This window comes from Lysinibacillus capsici, from assembly GCF_020217405.1.
Classification (GTDB): Bacteria; Bacillota; Bacilli; order Bacillales_A; family Planococcaceae; genus Lysinibacillus; species Lysinibacillus capsici.
In genome coordinates, this window is sequence record NZ_CP084108.1 from 825,238 (window position 1) to 849,318 (window position 24,081).

17 protein-coding genes are annotated in these 24,081 nt (G+C 38.6%); 11 read left to right on the top strand and 6 right to left on the bottom strand.

All coding sequences use genetic code 11. The annotated features are described in order from the left end of the window. The first annotated feature begins 169 nt into the window (after positions 1–169). From addB to LCP48_RS03910, 6 genes are all read left to right on the top strand, one after another. On the top strand, positions 170–3,679 hold the full coding sequence (addB, locus tag LCP48_RS03885; RefSeq protein ID WP_004227495.1) for a helicase-exonuclease AddAB subunit AddB: 3,510 nt from the start codon (positions 170–172) through the stop codon (positions 3,677–3,679). 1 nt (position 3,680) lies between these two features. Then, positions 3,681–7,400 (top strand): helicase-exonuclease AddAB subunit AddA, encoded by a 3,720-nt coding sequence (addA, locus tag LCP48_RS03890; RefSeq protein WP_004227493.1) that lies wholly within the window; start codon positions 3,681–3,683, stop codon positions 7,398–7,400. A gap of 82 nt (positions 7,401–7,482) precedes the next feature. Continuing rightward, positions 7,483–8,649 (top strand): DUF418 domain-containing protein, encoded by a 1,167-nt coding sequence (locus tag LCP48_RS03895; protein WP_225340730.1) that lies wholly within the window; start codon positions 7,483–7,485, stop codon positions 8,647–8,649. A 124-nt stretch (positions 8,650–8,773) separates the two neighbouring features. Next, positions 8,774–9,676, top strand: a complete 903-nt coding sequence (locus tag LCP48_RS03900; RefSeq protein ID WP_004227489.1) for a fumarylacetoacetate hydrolase family protein — start codon at positions 8,774–8,776, stop codon at positions 9,674–9,676. A gap of 201 nt (positions 9,677–9,877) precedes the next feature. After that, entirely contained in the window at positions 9,878–10,246 is a 369-nt protein-coding gene (locus LCP48_RS03905; protein ID WP_004227486.1) for a YisL family protein, read from the top strand. Positions 10,247–10,430: 184 nt separating this feature from the next. Further along, positions 10,431–11,894, top strand: coding sequence for an alpha-amylase family glycosyl hydrolase (locus tag LCP48_RS03910; RefSeq protein ID WP_225340731.1), 1,464 nt, complete (start codon positions 10,431–10,433; stop codon positions 11,892–11,894). A gap of 50 nt (positions 11,895–11,944) precedes the next feature. On the opposite strand, the gene LCP48_RS03915 is transcribed toward LCP48_RS03910, so the two are convergent. Then, positions 11,945–12,802: a DegV family protein gene (locus LCP48_RS03915; RefSeq protein WP_004227482.1), complete on the bottom strand. Its 858-nt coding sequence runs from the start codon at positions 12,800–12,802 to the stop codon at positions 11,945–11,947. 138 nt (positions 12,803–12,940) lie between these two features. Next, positions 12,941–13,750 (bottom strand): Cof-type HAD-IIB family hydrolase, encoded by an 810-nt coding sequence (locus LCP48_RS03920; protein ID WP_004227480.1) that lies wholly within the window; start codon positions 13,748–13,750, stop codon positions 12,941–12,943. Between the two features lie 121 nt (positions 13,751–13,871). Between LCP48_RS03920 and LCP48_RS03925 the strand changes: the two genes are divergently transcribed. After that, positions 13,872–14,636, top strand: a complete 765-nt coding sequence (locus tag LCP48_RS03925; protein ID WP_004227479.1) for a prolyl oligopeptidase family serine peptidase — start codon at positions 13,872–13,874, stop codon at positions 14,634–14,636. 53 nt (positions 14,637–14,689) lie between these two features. Then, a complete protein-coding gene (locus tag LCP48_RS03930) occupies positions 14,690–14,998 on the top strand; it encodes a metal-sulfur cluster assembly factor (protein WP_004227477.1) in 309 nt (102 codons plus the stop codon). A gap of 61 nt (positions 14,999–15,059) precedes the next feature. Here LCP48_RS03930 and LCP48_RS03935 read toward each other — a convergent pair whose 3' ends face one another. Then, positions 15,060–15,746, bottom strand: coding sequence for a Crp/Fnr family transcriptional regulator (locus tag LCP48_RS03935; protein WP_004227475.1), 687 nt, complete (start codon positions 15,744–15,746; stop codon positions 15,060–15,062). Between the two features lie 269 nt (positions 15,747–16,015). Here LCP48_RS03935 and LCP48_RS03940 point away from each other — a divergent pair, with 269 nt between their 5' ends. Continuing rightward, on the top strand, positions 16,016–18,142 hold the full coding sequence (locus LCP48_RS03940) for an ATP-dependent Clp protease ATP-binding subunit (RefSeq protein ID WP_004227472.1): 2,127 nt from the start codon (positions 16,016–16,018) through the stop codon (positions 18,140–18,142). A 49-nt stretch (positions 18,143–18,191) separates the two neighbouring features. On the opposite strand, the gene LCP48_RS03945 is transcribed toward LCP48_RS03940, so the two are convergent. Further along, positions 18,192–18,386 carry a YjzD family protein gene (locus tag LCP48_RS03945; protein ID WP_004227469.1) on the bottom strand — a complete coding sequence of 65 codons (195 nt, stop codon included), beginning with the start codon at positions 18,384–18,386 and terminating at the stop codon, positions 18,192–18,194. A 465-nt stretch (positions 18,387–18,851) separates the two neighbouring features. Here LCP48_RS03945 and LCP48_RS03950 point away from each other — a divergent pair, with 465 nt between their 5' ends. After that, entirely contained in the window at positions 18,852–19,790 is a 939-nt protein-coding gene (locus tag LCP48_RS03950) for a beta-ketoacyl-ACP synthase III (protein ID WP_004227468.1), read from the top strand. Positions 19,791–19,820: 30 nt separating this feature from the next. Continuing rightward, positions 19,821–21,062 (top strand): beta-ketoacyl-ACP synthase II, encoded by a 1,242-nt coding sequence (gene fabF, locus LCP48_RS03955; RefSeq protein ID WP_004227466.1) that lies wholly within the window; start codon positions 19,821–19,823, stop codon positions 21,060–21,062. Positions 21,063–21,170: 108 nt separating this feature from the next. Here fabF and LCP48_RS03960 read toward each other — a convergent pair. Next, positions 21,171–22,528, bottom strand: a protein-coding gene (locus LCP48_RS03960) for an IS3 family transposase (RefSeq protein WP_085986378.1) whose coding sequence is annotated in 2 segments (ribosomal slippage) — positions 21,171–22,075 and positions 22,075–22,528 — 1,359 coding nt in all. Because the reading frame shifts where the segments join, the coding sequence is not laid out codon by codon here. Positions 22,529–22,682: 154 nt separating this feature from the next. After that, complete coding sequence (locus tag LCP48_RS03965) at positions 22,683–24,032, bottom strand: IS1182 family transposase (protein ID WP_225340732.1); 1,350 nt, start codon at positions 24,030–24,032, stop codon at positions 22,683–22,685. Between the last annotated feature and the right edge of the window lie 49 nt (positions 24,033–24,081).

Genomic DNA, 24,081 nt, shown 5'->3' on the forward strand with positions numbered 1-24,081 from the left:
GGGAAAACTGCTCCACCATAGATGAGAATTGATCAATTGAATGGGAAACCGCTCCAAAATAGATGAGAGATAAGTAATCAATCCGGTGAAAGAATCCATAAATGTACAAATTTTTATTTCATTAAAAGAGACACCCGCAACAGCAAGTTAGTGAGGAGGGGGAAAGCAAATGACATTGCGTATTGTTTCAGGACGTTCGGGAACAGGGAAATCGGCATTTATTCATCAGGAAATTGTTGAGCAATTAAAGACAGATCCATTAGGGCATCCGATTTTCATTATAGTGCCTGACCAAATGTCTTATTCTACGGAATATGAGCTGACAAATAAGCATGGTTTACAAGGCTTGATTCGAGCACAGGTGATGACGTTTAAACGTTTAGCATGGTTGGTTTTACAGGAAACAGGAGGTATTGCTCGTAAAGAAGTGAATGGCTATGGCTATCGAATGCTTATTCGTAAACTTTTGGAGGAACAAAAAAGCGAGTTTTCCTTATTTCGACAAGCAGCAGGAAAACGTGGCTTTACAGAGGAAATTGAAACCCTTTTAAGAGAATTTAGTCGCTATAGCGTCAATAGCTCAGTCTTGGCAGAGGTAACGGAATCGTTAAAGGCAATAGATGCACCCAATACATTGCAGGCGAAAGCGAATGATTTACATGTTGTTTTGCAGGCATTAGAGGAACGACTTGGTACGACATATGTTGACAGCGAGGGCTATTATCCGATTTTAACAGAGCACCTGAAATATGCAGAAACGATGAAGCGAGCGACCATTTATATTGATGGTTTCACCGCTTTCACTGTGCGAGAGTTAGAGCTGGTTCGTGAATTGTTAAAGGTAACGAAGCAAGTAACGGTCGCCCTTCCCTTTGATCATATTGATGAAGCCTATGATGAACAAGCTTTATTCCATGAAGCAGCCTTAACGAATCAACGTCTTCATGATATAGCAAAAGAAGAAGGCATTGATGTCGAATTACCATTACATTTTTATAAGACTCAAAGATTTCATTCTAAAGATTTACAGCATGTGGAGGCAAAGTTTGCTGATTTGGAGCCCCAAACGAAAAAAACTTCAGGAGATGTAACCGTGCTTGAAGCATCAAATCGTCGAGCGGAGGTACATGCGATTGCCCGGGAAATAACAAAACTGACAAGAGAAGACGGTTTTCGCTATCAGGATATCGTACTTTTGTATAGACAAGCAGATCTCTATGATCCACTTATTACAAGTATTTTCCAACAATATGAAATTCCTATTTTTACAAATACAAAAAAGACAATGTTACATCATCCATTAATAGAGCTAAGTCGTTCAGCCTTGGAGGTTATGACCTCGAATTGGAAATATGAGCCAGTTTTTCGTGGTGTCAAAACAGATTTGTTTTTTCCATTACAAGCGGAGTTAACAATTTGGCGTGAGCGAGCAGACCGATTAGAAAATTATTGCTTGGCACAAGGCATCTATGGTGAACGATGGTTTGAGGAGGCACGTTGGTTTTATAAAAAGTATCGCGGTCTAGAATTCCATTCGCGTGTACAAACAGATGAAGAGCGTGCAATGCAGGCAGAAATCGAGGCCATTCGAGATGAAATTCGCCAACCTCTAAAACTATTACAAGACAAGCTTGATAGCGCCAAGAATGGCAGAGATATTGCGACTGCTTTATTTGAACTTATAGAGTCATTACAGGTATATGACAAACTGCAAGCCATGAAAGATCGTGAGCTAGAGCGAGGTGACGCATTAGCTGCAAGTGAACATGAACAAGCTTGGAATGAATGGATTGCTGTTCTTGACCAATTCGTTTATATGTTTGGTGAGCAGGAGATGTCTGTAGAGCAAGCAGCCAAAATTCTTGATGAAGGCTTTGATACATTAGAATTTTCAAGAATTCCGCCAACCCTTGATGAAGTAATGGTGGCTACTGTTGATTTAGCTCGTTTATCCAATATCAAAGTCGCTTTTGTAATAGGAATGAATGATGGTGTTTATCCAACTCGGATGGAGTATGAGGGCTTGTTGTCAGATATCGAACGTGAATGGTTTAGTCAAATTGGCTATGAACTTGCCCCTACCTCTACTAATCGTTTATTACAGGAAAATTTCTTGTTCTATCGTGCTATTACAACGCCATCTAACAAATTGTATATGACCTATCCTACGGCGGATGAGGAAGGCAAGGCCCTCCTAGCCTCACTTTATATGAAGAAAATAATAGGAAATGACAAAAAGGCTGGGTTATTAAGTGGTGTATCAATAGAACGTGTGGTAATCGACCCGATTGAATTACTAGATGGAGATGTTTTACCATATTTACGTCATCCAAGGACTGCATTGGCACATCTAATGGTACAGCTACGTCAGGCTGAACATAGCCGTGAACTAGCTCCAGAATGGCTAGCTTTACAAAGATTTTATAAACAAGATCCTTATTGGGCACTCATTTTCGACCGCGTACTTTATCCAATTACCCATAAAAATGAGGCTGAGCCACTTGAAACCTATATTACACAGGAATTATATGGTCAGAAGCTAACATCGAGTGTGTCGCGAATTGAGAAATACTTCAGATGTCCTTTTTCTCATTTCACTACGTATGGTCTACGTCTTGAAGAACGAGCTGAGTATCGCCTAGAAACGTTTGCAATGGGTGACTTATTCCATGAGGCATTAAAGTGGATTACAGAGGAAACACATCGTCAGCAATTATCTTGGATTCGTTTAACAACAAAGCAAATTAAACAATTAGCACGTCAAGCAGTAGAACAAATTGTTCCAGTCTTTTCCCATCAAATCCTATTATCCAGTGCACGTTATCGCTATATTCAGCGTAAGCTAATTCGAATTGTTGAGCGTACAATGACAGCACTGACACAGCATGCAAATGTATCACACTTCAAACCAATTGCAATTGAGGCGTCGTTTGGTCCTGGACAACATGAACAGCTGCCACCACTAGAGATTGATTTGACTGGTGGCAAGAAAATGTTTATGCGTGGACGTATTGATAGAGTGGATAGTGCAACAATAGATGACCGCTCTTATTTGCGGATTGTCGACTATAAATCCTCAGCTCGTGACCTTGATTTAAATGAGGTTTATTACGGATTATCCTTACAGGTCCTAACGTATTTAGATGTGGCAATGGAAAATAGCTCTTACTGGCTAGCAGGTGAAGCAGAGCCAGCAGGGGTACTGTATGTCCATGTCCATAATCCGATGCTGAAGCTGGATAAAGATTTGACGGACAGTGAAATAGAAGAGGATCGTTTAAAGCAGTATAAAATGAAAGGTTTGCTATCTGAAAATGCTGAAGCGATTTTATCGATGGACGAGCAATTGGAAGAAAGTAGTGGGCATTCAAAAATCATTCCTGTCTATATGAAAAAAGATGGAACACCGTCTGAATCACAATCGCGTATAGTTCCTGTCAATGATATGAAAAAGTTGCAACATTTCGTTCGTCGTAAACATCAGGAGGCAGGGAATGGTATCCTATCTGGTGATACGGCCATTAGCCCTTATAAATTAAAAGCTAAAACGGCATGTGATTATTGTCAATTTGCTGCGGTTTGCCAATTTGATCCATCAGATGGTAAACAAAACTATCGTCAATTAATGCAAGCAAAGCCGAATGATATTGTCGATAAAATTCGGAAGGAGATAGAATAGCATGGTACAAACAATTCCTGTTAAGCCAGTAGATGTCACATGGACAGACGATCAGTGGAAGGCCATTTATACTAGCGGTCAAGATACGCTTGTATCGGCTGCAGCAGGGTCTGGGAAAACAGCGGTTCTGATCAATCGTATGATTGAAAAAGTCATTGCTACTGAAAATCCGATCAATGTAGATGAACTATTGGTAGTGACCTTTACAAATGCCTCAGCCGCTGAAATGCGTCATCGTATGTCTGAGGCATTAGAAAAGGCGATAGCAGAAAATCCAACATCTAATCATTTAAGACGGCAGCTTAGTCTTGTTAATAAAGCACAAATTTCGACATTGCATTCCTTCTGTTTAGCAATTGTGAAGCAATTTGCGTACTTACTTGATATAGACCCAGGCTTTCGTATTGCCAATGAAGCAGAAATAGCATTATTGCGAGATGATGTTTTAGCAGAAGTTTTAGAAGATGCCTACGATTCTGAGGATGAGGATCACGTACAAGCCATCTATCGTCTTGTCGATAGCTTTACCTCAGATCGTGATGATCAAGCCATTGAAACACTGATTAGTAAACTTTATGATACGTCTCGTGTCCATGCCGAGCCTCAAAAATGGCTTTGGGGCCTGCCGAAAGCATATGAATTAGCTGATGAAGTAACAATAGATGATTTAGAGCTATCTCAATACGTCAAATTAACCGTACGTCATAGCCTGGAAGAGGCGTTTATGTTAATTTCTGAAATGCGCACAATTACATTACTGCCAGATGGACCTGCACCCTATGCAGAAACGGCAGAGGTAGATTTTGCTATGATTCAGGAAGGGATTCGCATTAGTCAAAGTGGGACATGGCAGGAGCTATTTGATTATTTTGCAACGGTAAAATGGTCTACCTTAAAGCGGGTATCGAAGGATGCACTAGTTAATGTAGAGCTACAGGAGCTGGCGAAGAAAAAACGAGAAGCAGCCAAAAAAATGATGAATAAAATCAAGGAGACATATTTTATTCGTACGCCTGCACGGCTACTTGAGGAAATAAGATTAATGGCACCGACCATTACTACGCTAGTTGAATTGACCACTACATTTAGTGAACAATTTCGACTAGCCAAGTTGGAACGGGGAATCATTGACTTTTCAGATTTGGAGCATTATGCACTTCAAATTTTAACGGTAGAGATAGATGGTGCGCTTCATCCATCACCGGTTGCACTAGATATGAAAAAGCGTTTTAAAGAAGTACTTGTGGATGAATATCAGGATACCAATATGCTACAGGAAACCATCTTACAGCTTGTCAAAACGGGTGAAGAACAAGATGGCAACCTTTTTATGGTTGGGGATGTTAAACAAAGTATTTACCGTTTCCGATTAGCTGAGCCAAAGCTTTTTATGAGAAAATATAGTGAATACTTGGAGTCACCTGATGCAACGGGGATGCGAATAGATTTAAACGCTAACTTCCGAAGCCGAAAAGAAGTATTAAATGCTACAAACTATGTTTTTGCACAAATTATGGGTGAGCGTGTTGGTGAAATTTCTTATGATGACAATGCGTCACTAAAGCCTGCTGCGCCATATGATGAGAAAGAAATACCTGTTGAGCTGGTCGTATTGCATCCACCGCAAGAAGAGGAAACAACAGAAGAGCTGGAAGAACTAAGCAATGAGGCAACGGAGCTAGAGGAATTAAAAAAATCACAATATGAGGCACGATTTATTATCGATCGTATACGTCAGATGATGGAGGATGGAACAACTGTATACGATACGAAAACAAAAACAGAGCGACCATTAAAGTATAGTGATATTGTGATTTTAATGCGCTCGATGACATGGTCAACAGACTTAGTGGAGGAATTTAAGCTGGCAGGGATTCCACTCTATGCAGAATCATCTAAAGGCTATTTTGACGCACTCGAAGTAATGATTATGTTAAATGTCCTGAAGGTAGTCGATAATCCCTATCAGGATATCCCCTTAGCCTCTGTACTGCGCGCACCGTTTGTTGGTTTAACAGAAAATGAGCTGGCGAAAATACGTTTAGCCGATCAAAAGGTACCTTTTTATGATGCTTTACGACAATTTATTCGTAGTGAAGGACATGGTGTGCAAACCACTACATTTGAGAAGTTGCAACGCTTTATGTTGGCCTTTGAAAATTGGCGTGATTTAGCACGTCGAGGATCATTATCAGATTTAATCTGGAAAATTTATTTAGATACACATTATTATGAAATGGTTGGGGCAATGCCGAATGGCAAACAGCGTCAGGCAAATCTACGCGTATTACATGATCGTGCGTTAATGTATGAAAAAACGGCATTTCGAGGACTATTCCGTTTTTTACGCTTTATTGATCGTATGCGTACGCGTGGCGATGATTTAGGTACGGCCAAATCAATTGGCGAAAAGGATGATGTAGTACGTCTGGTGACAATACACTCTTCCAAAGGTTTAGAATATCCAGTCGTCTTTGTAGCAGGAATGGGACGTCCGTTTAATAAAATGGATTTTCATCAGCCTTATTTGTTTGATCAAGATTTTGGACTAGCTGTTAAGGCCATTGATCCTGAAAATCGTATCACCTATACATCGTTACCGTTTTTAGCATTGAAGGAGAAAAAAGAACTGGAGATGCGTGCAGAAGAAATGCGTGTCTTATATGTTGCAATGACGCGTGCGAAGGAGCGTTTGATTTTAGTAGGCTCAGTGAAGAACTGGGAGAAAACACGGGACAACTGGCAGGACGCACAAAGTTTACCAATGAATGCACCGCTTCAAGAATATTTACGTGCAAGAGCTAATAGTTATTTGGACTGGGTTGGCCCAGCAGTAGCAAGACATGCAGATTTTGCAACAGTAGCAAGCACATCTTATAAAGAACTGGATGATCAATCACATTGGTGGGTTCAAGCCATCGAGACAAAGCATTATTCATATGAGATAGAGGAGGCGATGGGCGATGAAGTACAGCAAGTGCTTGCGATGCAAGAGGATGAGGACTTGCTGGCTGAAATCACTACCCGCTTTCAAGCGCAGTATGTCTATCAAAAATCTACAAGAAAGCGCTCCAAAACATCTGTTAGTGAGATAAAGCGATTAGAAAATTTACAGCGCCAGGAGGAACCTGAATTTTATTTTGCCTCTCCTATCAAGCAAAAGACTTCGTCCATTGCACCTCGACCCGCTTTTTTACAGGAGCAACAACTAACTAGTGCTGAAATTGGTACAGCTGTGCACACAGTGATGCAGCATGTCCCTCAATATGGCTTTAGTCATATCAATGCTGTAAGGGACTTTGTGGAGGATTTAGTGGCAAGACAGCTTTTAACAGAGGCGGAGGGCAAAGTAGTTCCACAAGCGAAAATTTATCATTTTTTTGAGACAGAAATAGGGCAACGCTTTCAACGAGCAAGGCAGATACGTAGAGAAATGCCGTTTACAATTAGTAGAATCGATGAAGATGGTGATGCTCAAATTGTGCAAGGGATCATTGACTGCCTATTTGAGGATGAATACGGTAATTGGGTCTTGTTGGATTATAAAACGGATCGTATACAATCTCATTTTGCGCAGGAGCCAGCCCTGTCAAAAGAAATACTAGGTCGTTATGCCGTACAGCTTCGTGTTTATAGCGAAGCCATTGAATCTATTTTACACATCAAGGTGAGCGATAAAGTATTATTTTTATTCGATAATGAACAGACCATACATGCATAAAGAACTTGTTACGGGCAAAGTGGGGCAAAGTTTTTTCTTGCCCTGCTTTCACCATAGCTGCTAGTCAAGAGGAGGCTATTTTGTGGAGTTAAAACCAACAATGTTGCAGGAACGAATAGCAACATTAGATATTTTACGAGGTATTAGTTTAGTAGGTATCTTACTTGTAAATATGTATACCTTTTATTTGCCAATGCCGCATATTGATTTGGCATCATGGTTTACAACCCCATCGGATATTGTTTGGCAGAAAAATATTGATATTTATGTGCAAGGTAGCTTTTACCCGCTTTTTGCCATGCTATTTGGTTATGGGCTAGCCATGCAGTGGCAAAAGGCACAAAGTCGTGACCAAAACTTTTATACGCTGGGGCTTCGTAGACTGTCCATCCTGTTTGCCTTTGGTTTTATCCATGCTGTGCTAATTTGGTGGGGCGACATCTTAATGATGTATGCATTTTGTGGCGTTTTCTTAGTGCTTTTACTACGTTTGAGTCCTATCTGGCTATTAGCGAGTGCTTTGACTATTAATGGCTTGATGCAAGCTTTTATGCTCTTTGTAGTAGGGATTGTAAATTTTAATACAAAAGTAGATGATTACTTAGATATCGTATCAGTAGAGAAGGCCATCACGGCTTATGGGACAGGGAACTGGGTAGATGCCTTTATGCAACGCTTAACAGATTTATCGACGCAGGCAGGTATCGAGATGTGGTTTGTCGCACTGTTCACGATTTTACCGTATATGTTAATAGGTGCTGCTGCCTCTAAATGGCGTTTAGTAGAACGGGTTAAAGAATTGAAGTGGCTCTGGCTGACGTTTGCAATTGCTGGATTGGTCATCGGTATTGGTATAAAAAGCTTATCTATAATGTTTACAAGAACATATTTACTAGATTATTTAAAGGTATACATAGGGGGTCCAGTTCTATCGGTGGGCTATATTGGAGTTATTGTGTTACTTTGCTTAGTGCCAATAATGCCAAAGGTACTTAGTCCTTTTGCTAAAATTGGTCGCATGTCATTAACGATGTATATTCTTCAATCTATTATAGGTACTTGTTTATTCTACCAATTTGGCTTTGGCTGGTATGGTAAAGTAAGTGTAGAAACAGGGGTATTAATTGCTGTCGGTATTATTGTTGTGCAAATGATCATAGCAGAAATTTGGTTATCTAAGTGGAAACAAGGGCCGTTAGAGACAATATGGCGTAAATTAACATATAAGCAAAAAATAGAAGTGCGTTAATATATTCCTCTTCACATGCATATTTTATGAAGATATAACAACTTATAAAAATGTTGTCGCAAAAATGAGGTAATTTCTATCATATTGTTGTATTATGTAGAAAAAAGAAGGAGCTCTTTCAATCATGAAAATTTTATCATTCAAATTAGGTGGACATGTAAGCTTTGGACCAAAAGTAAAAAAAGAAGAAGCGGTATGGGATGTACTCGCTATTCAAAGTGAACTTCAAGTTCTCCCTTCTTTTTCAAGTTCAATCGTGGATGGCATTGCTTTAGGCTTTGATTTTGTGGAACAGATTCGAAAATTAGTAGAAGCAGCAGAAAAATCAGATAATGCTAATAGTTTTAAACGTGAATTTACAGAGATCGAATGGCTTTCACCAATTCCACGTACACCTAAAAATATTATGTGTATTGGTAAAAACTATGATGAACATGCAAAGGAAATGGGTGCAGAAGCAGCACCAGCGGATTTAATGGTATTCACAAAATCACCAACTGCAATTGCAGCAGATGGACAAACAATTTCCATTCATGCCGATCTTTCTTCAAAAATGGATTATGAAGGCGAGCTAGCTATCGTTATTGGTAAACGTGGCAAAAACATTCCTAAAAACTTAGCGTTTGATTACGTATTTGGTTATACAATTGCCAATGATGTAACAGCTCGTGATTTACAAGAGAAACATAAACAATTCTTCTTAGGTAAAAGCTTGGATGGTACTTGCCCTCTTGGACCATACCTTGTGACAAAGGATGAGATCCCAAATCCACAAGACTTAACAGTAGTCACAAAGGTCAATGATGAAGTACGTCAAAACGGCTCTACGAAAGATATGATGTTCTCTGTTGAAACGTTAGTATCCATCCTATCTCAGCATGTAACATTAGAGCCAGGAGATGTGATTTTAACAGGTACGCCAGCTGGTGTTGGCAAAGGGATGAACCCGCCGCAATTCTTAAAATCTGGAGATACAGTAAAAGTATCTATTCAAGGAATTGGTACTTTAGTCAACCATTTTGAATAATGATGATATCAATCCGCGAGAGTCTATACTCCGCGGATTTTTTACTTCTTTAAGGCACAGTAACAGAAGTAAAAACTATGAAATGCAATGATTCCAAGTTTTAAATGATGTAAATTATGTGAACACTATTGTAATATTTGAAACCCTTTCCATCGCATGGTAGGATAGAGTTTGATAGAAAAAGAATGAGGTGGGACAAACATGAGTTTTTTAACTAGCCAAACGCATTTGCATATTACTACTTGGGTAGTAGGTATTGTCATCTTTTTAATTGCGGCACTAATGGGCAAGCAATCAAAAGGCTTACATATGACATTACGTCTGTTTTATGTATTAATAATCATCACAGGTGGAGCATTATTTATCGAGGCAATGGACTATGGTAAAGGTATGCTTTACGGTTTTAAATTCTTAGGTGGCATACTTGTAATTGGTATGATGGAAATGGTATTAGTGCGCCAAAAGAAAAATAAACCAACAGCTATGTTTTGGATTTTATTTGCAGTATTCCTATTAATCACTTTGTTCCTAGGATTTAAACTGCCAATGGGGCAAGATTTCTTAGCATAATGATTTAAAAGTCGTGAAGTAGTTGCTTCACGGCTTTTATTTTGTAAATGAAAAGGGAAGACGGAATTGACACCTTTTTGTCGTAATTCATTTCGCATTTACGCAAAATCTTTGGAAAAGATAGCGACGTGACAGAGTTATTTGGTAAAATGACGTTGATTGGTTTGAAAGAGAGGGAATAACAGTGAAATTTAAGAAGTGGATAAGTGCGACGGCTGCATCACTTTTATTAGCAACTTCATTCGTAAGTACACCAGTAGCACATGCGGATGAATCAGCAACTAGAACAATAGCAGAGGAAAGCATCTATGATTTACTCGTTGACCGTTTCTTTAATGGCTCGGGCACAAACGATTTTGATACAAATACGCAGGACCCTTCGAAATTTGCGGGGGGCGATTTTACAGGTTTACAGGATAAACTGAAATTTATCGGTGAGATGGGCTATACAATTGTTTCCATTGGGCCTATTTTTTCTACAGAGAAATATGATGGATCAATGCCAACAAGCTATACTACAATTGAACGTCATTTTGGAACAACGGAAGAATTTCAAAGTGTTGTAGAGGCCTATAAAGCTAAAAATATGTCCATTATGGTGGATTTTCCACTTACAAATGTGAGTCCAAATCATGAGTGGGCAAAGGATGCATCGAAAGCGGATTGGATTGCATCTACCAATAATGGACAAGTACAGTGGGATTTATCGAATAAGGATGTGCAAGAAGCACTTATTCAAGCAGTAACTGAATTTGTTTCTACATATGACATCGGTGGTATTCGTTTAACAAATATCGCAGGGGCTGATACAGCGTTTATCAATGCGGTAATAGCTGCATTAAAAGAGACAAAAACGTCACTTTATGTGATAGCAAATGAAGAAAGTGATGCTGACTTTGATGCAACTTTCTCACCTGTAACAGCAGATATCTATCGAAATATATTTAAAAACGTGGATATGGATTCTTCAAAATTAATGGAACCCTTCACAGGAGAAAAACCGACACAAATTATGGTGGATTCACTTGAAACCCATCGTTTTACATTTGACTCTGCTAATGAAAATATGTTCCCACCTACCCGCTTAAAAATGGCGATGGGTGCTTTATTTATGCTACCAGGAATTCCTGTCGTACAATACGGGACAGAAATTGCTATGAATGGGGAAGCAAAACCAGATACACACCAGCTTTATAACTTTAAAACAGACGAAGAACTGATTGATTATATTAAAAATGTTCAATCTTTACGTAATCAATCAGCTACTTTACGTAATGGTGATTTTGAAGTCATTACAAATGAAAATGGGCTTCTTGTCTTTACACGTTCTTCTGACGAAGAAAAGTGGGTAATCATGGTTAATAATACTGGTAAAACACAACGCGTCGACTTAACACCTGAACAACTTGGTGAAGGGAAAATGCTGAACGGTATTTTACATGAGGAAAAAGTTCGCATAAATGAAAAAGAAGTTTATCCTGTTATTTTAGACCGAGAAATGGTTGAAATTTATCAAGTTCGCAATGATGAAGGCTTAAACACTCCTTATATGGTAGCTCTTGGCTTAGTATGGGTGATCTTTATTGGCTTTGTTGTCATCATCATTAAACGAGGAAAAGTTCGCCGTCAGGAGCAAGACCTCCAATAATAATCACAAGACAAAAAAGCATGCCAGGAGCCATCCTAGCATGCTTTTTATTAGCCTTCAAAGCTTTTATTTGTGAAGAAAATCGCAATAGTCCCAGGTCCGACATGTGAGCCGATCGCGGAGCCTATCATGGTAATTTGCACAGCTTGAGGTGAAAAACGCTCCTGGATAGAGGCTTTTGCTTCATTCGCAAAGGCAGCGTCGTCACTATGGCTAATACCTACGATTTTATTTGTAAAGCTGCCACCACGCTCCTGCATTAAATCTAACATCCGATTAAGTGCTTTTTTTCGACCGCGCGACTTTTCAATCGGTACAAGTTTGCCATCTTCTACATTTAAAATAGGCTTAATACTAAGAAGGCTGCCTAAAAATGCACTAGCTTTTGATACACGACCACCTTTTGCAAGGTAATCTAAGTCTTCTACTGTAAATAAATGCTCCACCTGAGGTGCAAGGGTATTTATTTTAGAGGCCATATCTTCTAGGGATACTCCTATATTTCGCAGTCGAACAGCTTCTTCCACAACAAGGCCATGTCCTAGTGATGCGCATTTAGAGTCGATAATGACTAGTTTTAAGGAAGGATACTGCTCAAGTACCTGATTGCGAATCATTTGAGCAGTACTATATGTGCCTGATAATTCTGATGAAAAAGCGATATAAATACCTTCTTCATCATTTTTGGCTAACTCCTCAAAATGCTTCAAAAAGAGCTCAGGTGACACTTGTGATGTTTTTGGCTGAGCACCTTGGCGTATTGCATCATAGATCTCTTTGGAATCAATTGAAATCACATCTTCATATTCTTTGTTGTTCAATTGCACTCGTAAAGGGAGTAGCACGACATCATTTTCTTCATAGTAAGATTTTGGTAGATCACATCCACTATCCGTAAAAATCTTCATTCTCTTATCCCCCTAATTTCAACTTACTTTTAAAGCTTTTTAACTTTCTTCAGTAGATACTCACTATAAATGGAAGGGGTACCACTGAATAAAGTTAAACTGGTAAAAATGGAATGTTAACTTGAACTTACTACTTAACTATGATAATTTCAAGCGTTCAATGAGTATTTTTGCAATTCCATCATCATTATTCGTTGCAGTTACTTCATTAGCTATGTTTTTAAGACTTGAGATACCGTTCCCCATCGCTACACCAAGTCCAGCATATTCAATCATTTCTAAATCATTGTCTTCATCGCCAAACGCGATGATGCGCTCACGTGGGATACCTAAATCTTTTGCCACATGCGCTATGCCAACAGCTTTATTTAAGCCTCGACGCACAATTTCAATAATATGAAGAGGTGCGCCCCAGCGACGATGCTCGATGACTTCAGCATGCACTGCCTGTAAATGATCACGTATAATAACCGAATTGGCTTCATTTGCCTGAATCAGCAAACTTGTGGGATTTTCCAAGAGATGTGTGTATAAATCGCCAAGTGTAATTCTTGGATTACCCATATTAAAAATATTTAAAATACGATCGTCTTCTGTGTGGACATAAATATCATCTTTTACCTCAGCGATAATATTTTCGTATTCATAACTGTTAATAGAATCAACAACATCATGTACGACACTTAAATCAATTGGTGTGTGCATATGTTGCCAAGAGACATTTTTAGGATGATGCACATATGCGCCATTAAAATTAACAATGGGTGTAGTGAGCCCAAGTTCATGATAATAAAGATCGCTTGCACGGTATGGACGTCCCGTCGCAATCATCACTTGATGCCCTTGTTCCTTAGCCTGCAATAATGTTTTTTTTGTTTTTGCAGAAATTTGTTGTTGATCTGTTAATAAAGTTCCATCTAAGTCTAATACGATTAAATGCGGTTTCATAGCTCGTTGCCCCTTTCCTATAGTTTGAATAGTATCTCTTTGTCTTACATTCGTCAAAATTTTGTCACAGTGAAAAAAGTTTGCTAACATAAAGATGAGAGAATAGTTGGGAGTGACAATAATGTTTGTAGAAAAAGAAGTGTGGGGAAATATTCCTTTATTACATATACATACAGACAAGATGAATGAAGAAACCCCGGTAGTCATTTTTTTGCATGGCTTTATGAGTGCAAAAGAACATAACTTACACTATGCATACCAATTGGTGCATAAAGGGGTGCGTGTCCTATTGCCAGATGCAAAATTTCATGGTGAGCGTAGCGAAGGCCTAACGGAAATGCAAATGAATTTAAATTTTTGGGACATTGTTTTAAATTCTATTCATGAAGTACAACAATTATATGATGAATTAAAGAATAAAAATTTATTAGCTAGTCATAAAATTGGCATAGGAGGCACTTCAATGGGTGGCATCGTGACATCAGGCTGTATGAAACTTTATGATTGGATACAAACAGCTGCAATATGCATGGGTGCACCTGGTTTTATAAAATTGGGTGAATACCAATTGCAACAATTTGCTAGAAGCGGAGTTAACTGGCCGATGTCAGAGGAAGACGTTGAAAAAATTAATGAAGCCCTTGCTAAATATGATGTCAGTTTCACACCAGAAAAATTCGCGGGTCGCCCTGTATTCTTTTGGCATGGAGAATTAGATAAAACAGTTCCTTTTCACGAAACATATAAATTTTATGAATCATTACGGGAATACTATGAAGCAAACCCTGAATATTTAAAGTTCATGGTGAACAAAAGGGCTGGACATGCTGTACCACGAGACGGTATGCTAGCAGCTACAGCATGGCTTGCACAGCATTTGGCATAACAGGATGCATCTGCTATGATAAGGTTAACACTATGATGGAAGGAGAAATACGAATGGATCAGGATATGAAAGATAGCATGTTAGGTGCTTTAGAAAACGTAATTGACCCTGAGCTTGGCATTGATATCGTCAACTTAGGTTTAGTATATGATGTGGAATTAGATGATGAAGGTGTTGCAACTGTTACGATGACACTAACATCTATGGGTTGTCCACTTGGTCCAGTCATTGTGGATCAAGTGAATACGGCGTTAGGGGAACTTCCTGAAGTGAAAAGTACAAATGTTAATATTGTATGGAATCCACCTTGGTCGAAAGATAAAATGTCACGCTATGCAAAAATGGCATTGGGCGTACGTTAAGTTAAAATTATTTAAAACCCTGCTTATTGAAAAATAAGCAGGGTTTTTGCTTGTAACGAAACTAATCAATACGGCATATTTGTAATGGACAATTTTCACAGGCAATTTCATTTTTTAAAAATTGTAAATCATGAATGGTAATAAATCCTTTATCAAATGTGATAATCTCATGTTTTTTTAAATCATTCAGCATACGATTAATCATTTCCCGACTTGTCGCACACAAATTTGCAATTTCTGTATTTGTTAGCTGAAAATCAATAAAAATCGCGTCATTTTCTACAGGTTTACCATACGTATTGGACAGTCGAATGAGCGTTGAAAATAGAGCACCTTTTTTACCGTTTAACACTAAATCGCGCAAACGACTCTGATGCTTTAAGTTTTCTGTTTGTAGCCACTTCATGTATTCCACCATAACAGTCGGCTGCTCTTCTAGTAAATGTTCCAAAGATTTACGACTCAAAACATACAACGTAGAGGGTTCTAAAACTTTGGCAGTCATCGAATTATAGACAAGATTACAAAATAACGAACCTTCTCCTATTATGTTGTCAGGGCCACAAATGCGAATGGTTAATTCCTTTCCCGTCTCGGATTCTTGGCTAATCGAAATAACACCTGATTGGATGTAATAAATTTCTTTTGCCCGTTCACCCTCTAGAAAAATTTTATTTCCTTTATTCACTTTGATAAAAACACCGTGGTTTTGAAAAAGATCTTTAATTTTTTCAAACATATTATCCATTAAAACCATATCTCCAACACATCGCTTTCTTTTTGTAATAAATGGCGATTATTACAAAAGGATAGTGGATTTCGATACTAAAACACAGAAACATATCATTATTATAACGTAAACTTCCATAATAAGTGAAAAATTTTTAGGGCGATTTCTTTGCTAAGCATTGTCGAGTGATGTAAAATAAAGTTAGTCAAAAAAGGTCAAACTTTTTTCATATAAACAAGAGTGGGTATATAAATAATGAGAAATATGAAAATAAAGGAGTGCTAGCTATGCAATTTCAACAAACAGACAATAAAAAACCATTAGAACAATTTGGCCGCAATTTAATTGAAGAAGTAAAAAATGGCAAGATGGACCCTGTGATTGGGCGTGATGAAGAAATTCGAAATGTAATTCGTATTTTAACACGTAAAACGAAAAATAATCCTGTATTAATCGGTGAACCAGGAGTTGGTAAAACGGCGATTGTGGAAGGTTTAGCACAGCGTATTGTAAAAGGTGATGTACCAGAAGGCTTGAAAGAATGCGTATTATATGAATTAGATATGAGTGCGTTAATCGCTGGTGCAAGTTATCGTGGACAATTTGAAGAACGCTTAAAAGGTGTGCTAAAAGAAGTAAAAGAATCAGAAGGACAAATCATTCTATTTATTGATGAAATTCATACGATCGTAGGTGCAGGGAAAACAGATGGCGCTATGGATGCAGGAAATATGCTAAAACCTATGCTAGCACGTGGTGAATTACACTGTATTGGTGCTACTACATTAGACGAATATCGTATGTACATTGAAAAGGATCCTGCCTTAGAACGTCGATTCCAGCAAGTACTAGTGCGTGAGCCATCTATAGAGGATACAGTATCCATTTTACGTGGTTTAAAAGAACGCTTTGAATTACATCACGCCGTACGTATTCATGACAGAGCAATTGTTGCGGCAGCAGAACTATCCAACCGCTATATTACAGAACGATTTTTACCTGATAAGGCCATTGATTTAATTGATGAGGCTTGTGCAATGATTCGTACAGAAATTGATTCAATGCCACAGGAACTAGACGCAGTCACACGTCGTATTATGCAGCTTGAAATTGAGGAACAGGCATTGCGTAAGGAAAAGGACGAGGCAAGTAAAAAACGTTTGGAGCAATTACGTGAAGAATTAACAAAGTTAAAAGAATCCTCTGAGGGCATGCGTCAACAATGGGAGGCCGAAAAAGAAAAGCTACACGATATTCAGAAAAAACGTGAAACATTGGATAAATATCGTCGTGATCTAGATGAGGCAGAAAGTAAATATGATTTAAATAAAGCTGCTGAATTACGTCATGGTAAAATTCCGACACTTGAAAAAGACATTCAGGTCCTTGAAAAGGAATTAGAGAACGGTGCAGAATCTCGTATCTTACGTGAAGAGGTAACAGCAGATGAAATCGCAGCAATTGTTTCACGTTGGACAGGAATCCCTGTAACAAAATTAGTAGAGGGTGAGCGTGAAAAACTATTACGTTTAAAGGATACATTACATGAACGTGTAGTTGGACAAGATACAGCAGTTCAATTAGTGACAGAAGCTGTATGGCGTGCACGTGCAGGTATCAAAGATCCACACCGACCTATTGGTAGCTTTTTATTTTTAGGTCCAACTGGTGTAGGTAAAACAGAACTTGCCAAGGCACTTGCTGCACAGTTATTTGATTCAGAAGATCACTTTATTCGGATTGATATGAGTGAATACATGGAGAAACATAGTGTGTCTCGACTTGTTGGGGCTCCTCCAGGCTATGTGGGCTATGAGGAAGGTGGACAACTAACGGAAGCAGTTCGCCGAAATCCTTATTCGGTGGTGCTACTAGATGAGATTGAAAAAGCTCATCCTGATGTGGCGAACATTCTATTGCAAATTTTAGATGATGGGCGCATTACAGATAGTCAGGGACGAATAGTGAATTTTACAAACACAGTAGTCATTTTAACTTCGAATATCGGCTCTAGTTATTTAATGGAGGCAAAGGAAAATGATGCCGCTGTGGAGGACTTAGTCATGTCAGCCCTACGACAACATTTTAAACCTGAGCTATTAAACAGAATGGATGACATCATCTTCTTCCATGCATTATCTACTAAACATTTTACTGCGATTGCCTGGAAGTATGTGGAGCAATTAATTAAACGTGTCGCAGAGCAAGAAATTACTTTATCTGTCGAGCAAGAAGTTATTGATTGGGTAGTAGAGCAAGGTGCAGATGCCCAATTTGGAGCAAGACCACTAAAACGCTTTGTACAGCGACATATCGAAACAGCCGTTGCTAGAGAACTCTTACGCGGAGAAGTTTTACCAGGGGAGACGTTGCATGTGAAAATGCATGAGGGTCAATGTGTTGTGGAAAAATAACAGAAAAAACCTGTTCGGCATGAAGCTGAACAGGTTTTTTCTAGCTGAATTAATGATGGTCTGCAGCTTCTGGTGTAGGGTCGTTTGGAATGATTGCTCCAATAATAAAGATAAGGATGGAGAATACAACAGAAACGATTGCCCCAGTTTTGAAATCAAATGGTACACCAAGTACAGAGCTGACTACGTAGTTTAACATAGAAACTAGTAGGAATGACCATATGAACGTTACGATATATTGCATTAATTTCACCTCAACCGAACTTTTTTCATCATAAGGTTTTACTCATATTCATTATCATATCATAACATAAATCAAAAAAAAATGAACCATTTATGTGAAACATGGCGATTTTGTCACAACAAATATGAGATTTAGTATTTTATGTTTGGTAATGTAAAGTATTTAGGAACAGCTGTGAAATAGGGGAATGCGCTCCTAAGCGAATGAAAAGTGCTCCAAAAGGGAAGAACACCGCTCATACATGATGCAAGGTGCTTTGAAAAATAATGAACAAACTCAACAATGTACGATAGATAAAGCTCTAAACAGAATAACCTCAATCCATAAAATTCTTCACTTCTATATTCAAAGAACACTACCCTCAGCCGCATAAATTTTAAATCATCTTGCGTCATTCCTTTTATATGCGTTATAATTATGACCAGTTACTAATAATTGATAGTAAGAAAGCTGAGGGGTTGCTATATGAACGCTGGTATTATAGGAATAGGCAAATATGTTCCTGAGAAGGTCGTTACAAATTTTGATTTGGAAAAAATCATGGATACTTCTGATGAATGGATTCGTACTCGAACAGGCATTGAAGAACGTCATTTTGCGGCAGATGATCAGGAAACTTCAGATTTGGCAGTAGCTGCTGCAAAAGAAGCTATTGCAAATGCGGGTATTACGCCTGAGGAAATTGGTTTAATTCTTGTAGCAACTGTCACACAGGATCAAACTTTTCCAAGTGTAGCTTGTATGATTCAGGAACAAATCGGAGCAGTAAATGCTGCAGCAATGGATCAAGCAGCAGCATGTGCAGGATTTATATATAGTTTAGTGACAGCAAAGCACTTTGTTGAGGCAAATGCTTATAAATATGTCTTAGTAGTAGGTGTTGAAAAGCTGTCGAAAGTCGTTGATTGGGAAGATCGCAATACAGCTGTATTATTTGGCGATGGTGCCAGTGCAGCTATCATTGGGCAAGTCTCTGAAGGTAGAGGTATTCTATCCTTTGAACTTGGTGCAGATGGTACAGGTGGAAAGAATCTTTATTTAACGAAGCAAGATACAATTGCGATGAATGGTCGTGAAGTGTTTAAATTTGCTGTTCGACAAATGGGTGAATCGGCTGTTAATGTATTAGAGAAAGCTAGTTTAACAAAAGAAGATGTTGATTTCCTAGTGCCACATCAGGCAAATATACGTATTATGGAATCTGCACGTGAGCGGTTAGAGCTACCACCAGAAAAAATGTCAAAAACGATTCATAAATATGGAAATACTTCAGCAGCATCTATTGGTATTTCCTTGGTAGATGAGCTCGAAGCAGGTAAGATTAAAGAGGATGATTTATTAGTCCTTGTAGGTTTTGGTGGCGGCTTAACATGGGGTGCCGTAGCCATGAGATGGGGAAAATAAGTAGGAAAAATGCTTGAGGGGAGTAAGACAATGAGTAAAAGACGAGTAGTAATTACAGGAATTGGCGCAGTTACACCACTAGGAAATAGCATCGAAGAAACATGGGCAAACATTAAAGCTGGTAAATCTGGCATTGGTGAGCTGACACGTTTAAATAAAGATCTTTTTGCCGCAAAAATCGCCGCAGAAGTAAAGGACTTTGATATTGAAAAATACATTGATCGTAAAGAAGCACGTAAAATGGATCGCTTCACACAATACGCATTAGCGGCTTCTATTATGGCAATGGAAGATGCACAGCTAACAATTGATGAAGAGCTAGCTCCACGTGCAGGTGTATGGATTGGTTCTGGTATCGGTGGAATGGAAACATATGAACAACAATTTTTAACATTCCAAGAGCGTGGCGCAAGACGTGTTAGTCCTTTCTTTATCCCAATGATGATTCCTGATATGGCATCGGGCCAAGTCTCTATTCACTTTGGTGCAAAGGGGATTAATTCTTGTTCTGTAACGGCATGTGCTTCAGGCACAAACTCTATTGGTGATGCCTTTAAAGTAATTGAGCGTGGGGATGCGGATGTTATGATTTCTGGTGGTGCTGAATCACCAATCGTAACAATGGCGGTTGCAGGTTTTTGTGCCAATACAGCACTATCATTAAATCAAGATCCACAAGCAGCATGTCGCCCATTCGATAAAAACCGTGATGGCTTTATTATCGGAGAAGGAGCGGGTATTGTCATTTTAGAAGAATATGAACATGCAAAAGCTCGGGGTGCCAAAATCTATGCTGAAGTCTTAGGTTATGGTGCAACAGGGGATGCGCATCACATTACAGCTCCAGCTCCAGAGGGTGAAGGTGCAGCACGTGCGATGACGCAAGCGTTAACAGATGGTGGCGTAGAGCCATCACAAGTTGATTATATTAATGCCCATGGTACAAGTACGCCATATAACGATTTATTCGAAACACAAGCTGTGAAAACTGCTTTTGGTGATCATGCCTATAACCTTGCAATGAGCTCAACAAAATCTATGACGGGTCACTTATTAGGAGCAGCAGGTGGTGTGGAAGCTATTTTCACAGCATTAGCCCTTAAAGAAGGGGTTTTACCACCTACAATCAATTTAAAAGATCCTGATCCTGAATGTGATTTAGATTATGTTCCAAACGAAGCAAGAGAAGCAAATATTCAATATGCAATGAGTAATTCTCTTGGTTTTGGTGGTCATAATGCAAGTCTCCTATTCAAAAAATATGAAGCATAATAGATAAACATAAAAAAACGTCAGCCAAATTTAAATGGCTGACGTCTCAGACTGTAGACAAAAGCCCTCGCGAAGTTGAACTGACCCAAAAAAGTTAGACATATTTAGTTAAGCAACTGCTAAGACCTGAGTTCGGTACTCCACCGGGCTTAGGTCTTTTAATTTTTCTTTCATTCGTTTGTGATTGTAGTAGTAAATATAGTCGTTGAGTTCCTGTTCAAAATGTGCCATGGATTCAAATTCTTGTAGATACAGGAGTTCAGATTTTAATAAGCCAAAGAAATTTTCGATGACTGCGTTGTCCAAACAATTACCCTTACGGGACATACTCTGCGTAATTCCATGTTGCTTTAATGTTTGTTGATACTTTTTCATTTGATAATGCCAACCTTGATCTGAATGAAGAATGACTTGATCACTTGATTCGAGGCGCTCCAATGCTTGTTCTAACATATTATGGACTAGTTTATACACTGGACGCTTCATTACCGTGTATGCAATGATTTCGCCATTACATAGATCAAGGACGGGTGATAAATAGCGTTTCTCACCAAATAGATGGAACTCTGTCACGTCTGTTACCCATTTCTCGTTCATTTTTTCCGCTGTAAAATCGCGTTGTAATATGTTTGGGGCAATTTTTCCGACGTTACCTTTATACGAACGATATTTCTTCATGCGGACTTCACACTTTATGCCAATGGCATTCATCAAGCAGTTAATCGTTTTTGGATCGTGATGAATACCAAATTTTTTTAGTTCTTTGGTGATCCGACGATAACCATAACGTCCCTTATGTTCATGATAAATGGACTGAATTGCGACTTTCACATCAGCGTATTTATCATGACGATTCAAACGCTTTTCCCAGTAATAATACGTACTACGTGGAATATCAGCGACTTTGATTAATTCCACTACTTCATAGATTTCCTTTAGTTCATAAATTACTTGCGCTTTGATTTGATTGGTAATTTTTCTTGCATTTGAACTAAAGTATTCAACTTTTTTAAGTACGCATTCTCCATTTCTAATTGTTTAATTCGTGCTTCTAACGCCTCAACAGATCCTTCAGCTGGTGTTGATTTCGTTGTTCTTTTTGTCTCTTTTTTCATAGATGGATGCCCCTTTTTCTTAGAAACAAGGGCATCATAACCACCAACTTCAAACTTCAACTTCCAATTCCGAATCATGCCAGGAGATGAAATATTGAATAGTGCAGCTGTGTCTCTCGAAGATGTACCTGTCTCGTTCATATAATTAAGTACATTCATTTTATAGTCAGCTGAATAGTTTGTATAGGACTTTAAGAAAGTCTCTACGCCATTTTTTTGATAACGGCGAACCCATTCACTGACAATCTGAGCTGTCACACCGATATCTTTCGCAATTTCGATCAAAGTTTCATTTCCATTTAAATATCGTTGAACTGCTTGAATACGTTGTTCAACATTTACTTTTGCCATAAAAAAACCCCCGTAAAAGTTAGATTGATGTCTAACTTTTACGGGGCAGTTCAAGTTCACTCTCGAGGGCTTTTGTCATTTTTCTTCCTATGTCGTCTTGATATTTGGTCATACATTGCCAAATCCAACATACGCTTCGAGCATAGTTGCTCTCTTAAGCTACTTGCCACGTCCAAGTAGCCAGTTTCTTTAAATTCATGGCAGCAAAAGTAAGCATCGCCTGCATGGACAATTTTTTTATACCTCTTAAGGTTGTCCATCGCATACCATGCTTTTCCTTTGCATCTGCAAAGACACGCTCAATCGTTTCTTTGCGCTTTGCATAGATTTGTTTGATTTCATTGGAATGACGTAAATGTTCTGCTTCCTCTACATATGATTCCCAAATATGACGTTGAATGAGTTTTTGATGTTGCTTACTTTCTGTACATTGGGATAGGCTCGGACACTTCGCACAAATCAAAGGATTCGATTTATATTGACGATACCCTTCTTTAGTCGTTGTCGTATACTTCAATATCTGTCCTTGTGGACAAAGATAACAATTATAGTGCTCATCATATATATACTCATGCTTTCGGAAGAAACCATCTTTCGTTTTAGGACGTGTATAAGGAAGAACAGGCAACATTTGATTCTCTAATAAAAAGTTTGTAATTGCGGGTGTTTTATAGGCTGCATCTGCCGCAACAGCTAATGGTTTTTGAACGTTTTTAATGACTCTTTCCACAAGTGGCTGTAATACATGACTATCGTGCACATTTCCCGGAGTCACAATGGCACCCAAGACAAAGCCCTTTTCATCTGTCGCTGCATGAAAAGAATACGCAAACTGTTTCGTACGTTCATCCTTCACGTAATAGCCACTTTCAGGATCTGTCGTGCTTTCCTTTATTTCTTTCCATTCTTCTTTTTCAAATTTCTCCGGGGAAAAGGGCTTTTTTCCGTGTTCCTCACGATCAATATTTAACTCTAATTGAAGTTTCTCTTCATAAGCCCGTGTTTCTTTTCGCACAACTTTTTTATCATACTTTCGTTTATTCGCACTCGCTTTCACATGCGTAGAATCGATAAATAAATGGTCTGCATGGAGGAGTCCTTGATGCATAATCTCTTTTAATATACGATAGAATATCTGCTCAAATAGATCAGTGTCTTGAAAGCGACGGACATAATTTTTACCAAAGGTAGAGAAATGCGGAACTTCTGTATGGAAGCCAAATCCTAAAAACCAACGATACGCCATATTCGTTTCAATTTCTTTGATGGTTTGACGCATGGACCGTATACCAAAAACGTACTGAATAAACGTCATTTTAAAGAGAACAACAGGATCAATACTAGGGCGTCCTTTAGCAGAGTAGAGGTTTTCTACTAAAGGATAGATAAATGAAAAATCAATAGCCGCCTCTAGTTTTCGTACTAAATGATCTTGGGGAACTAATTGATCAATCGTTAACATTTCTAATTGTTCACGTTCATTGATTTGATTTTTCGTCATCATGGTTGATCACCTCGAAAGTGTACTTTTTATCAATAGATGAATAAGGAAT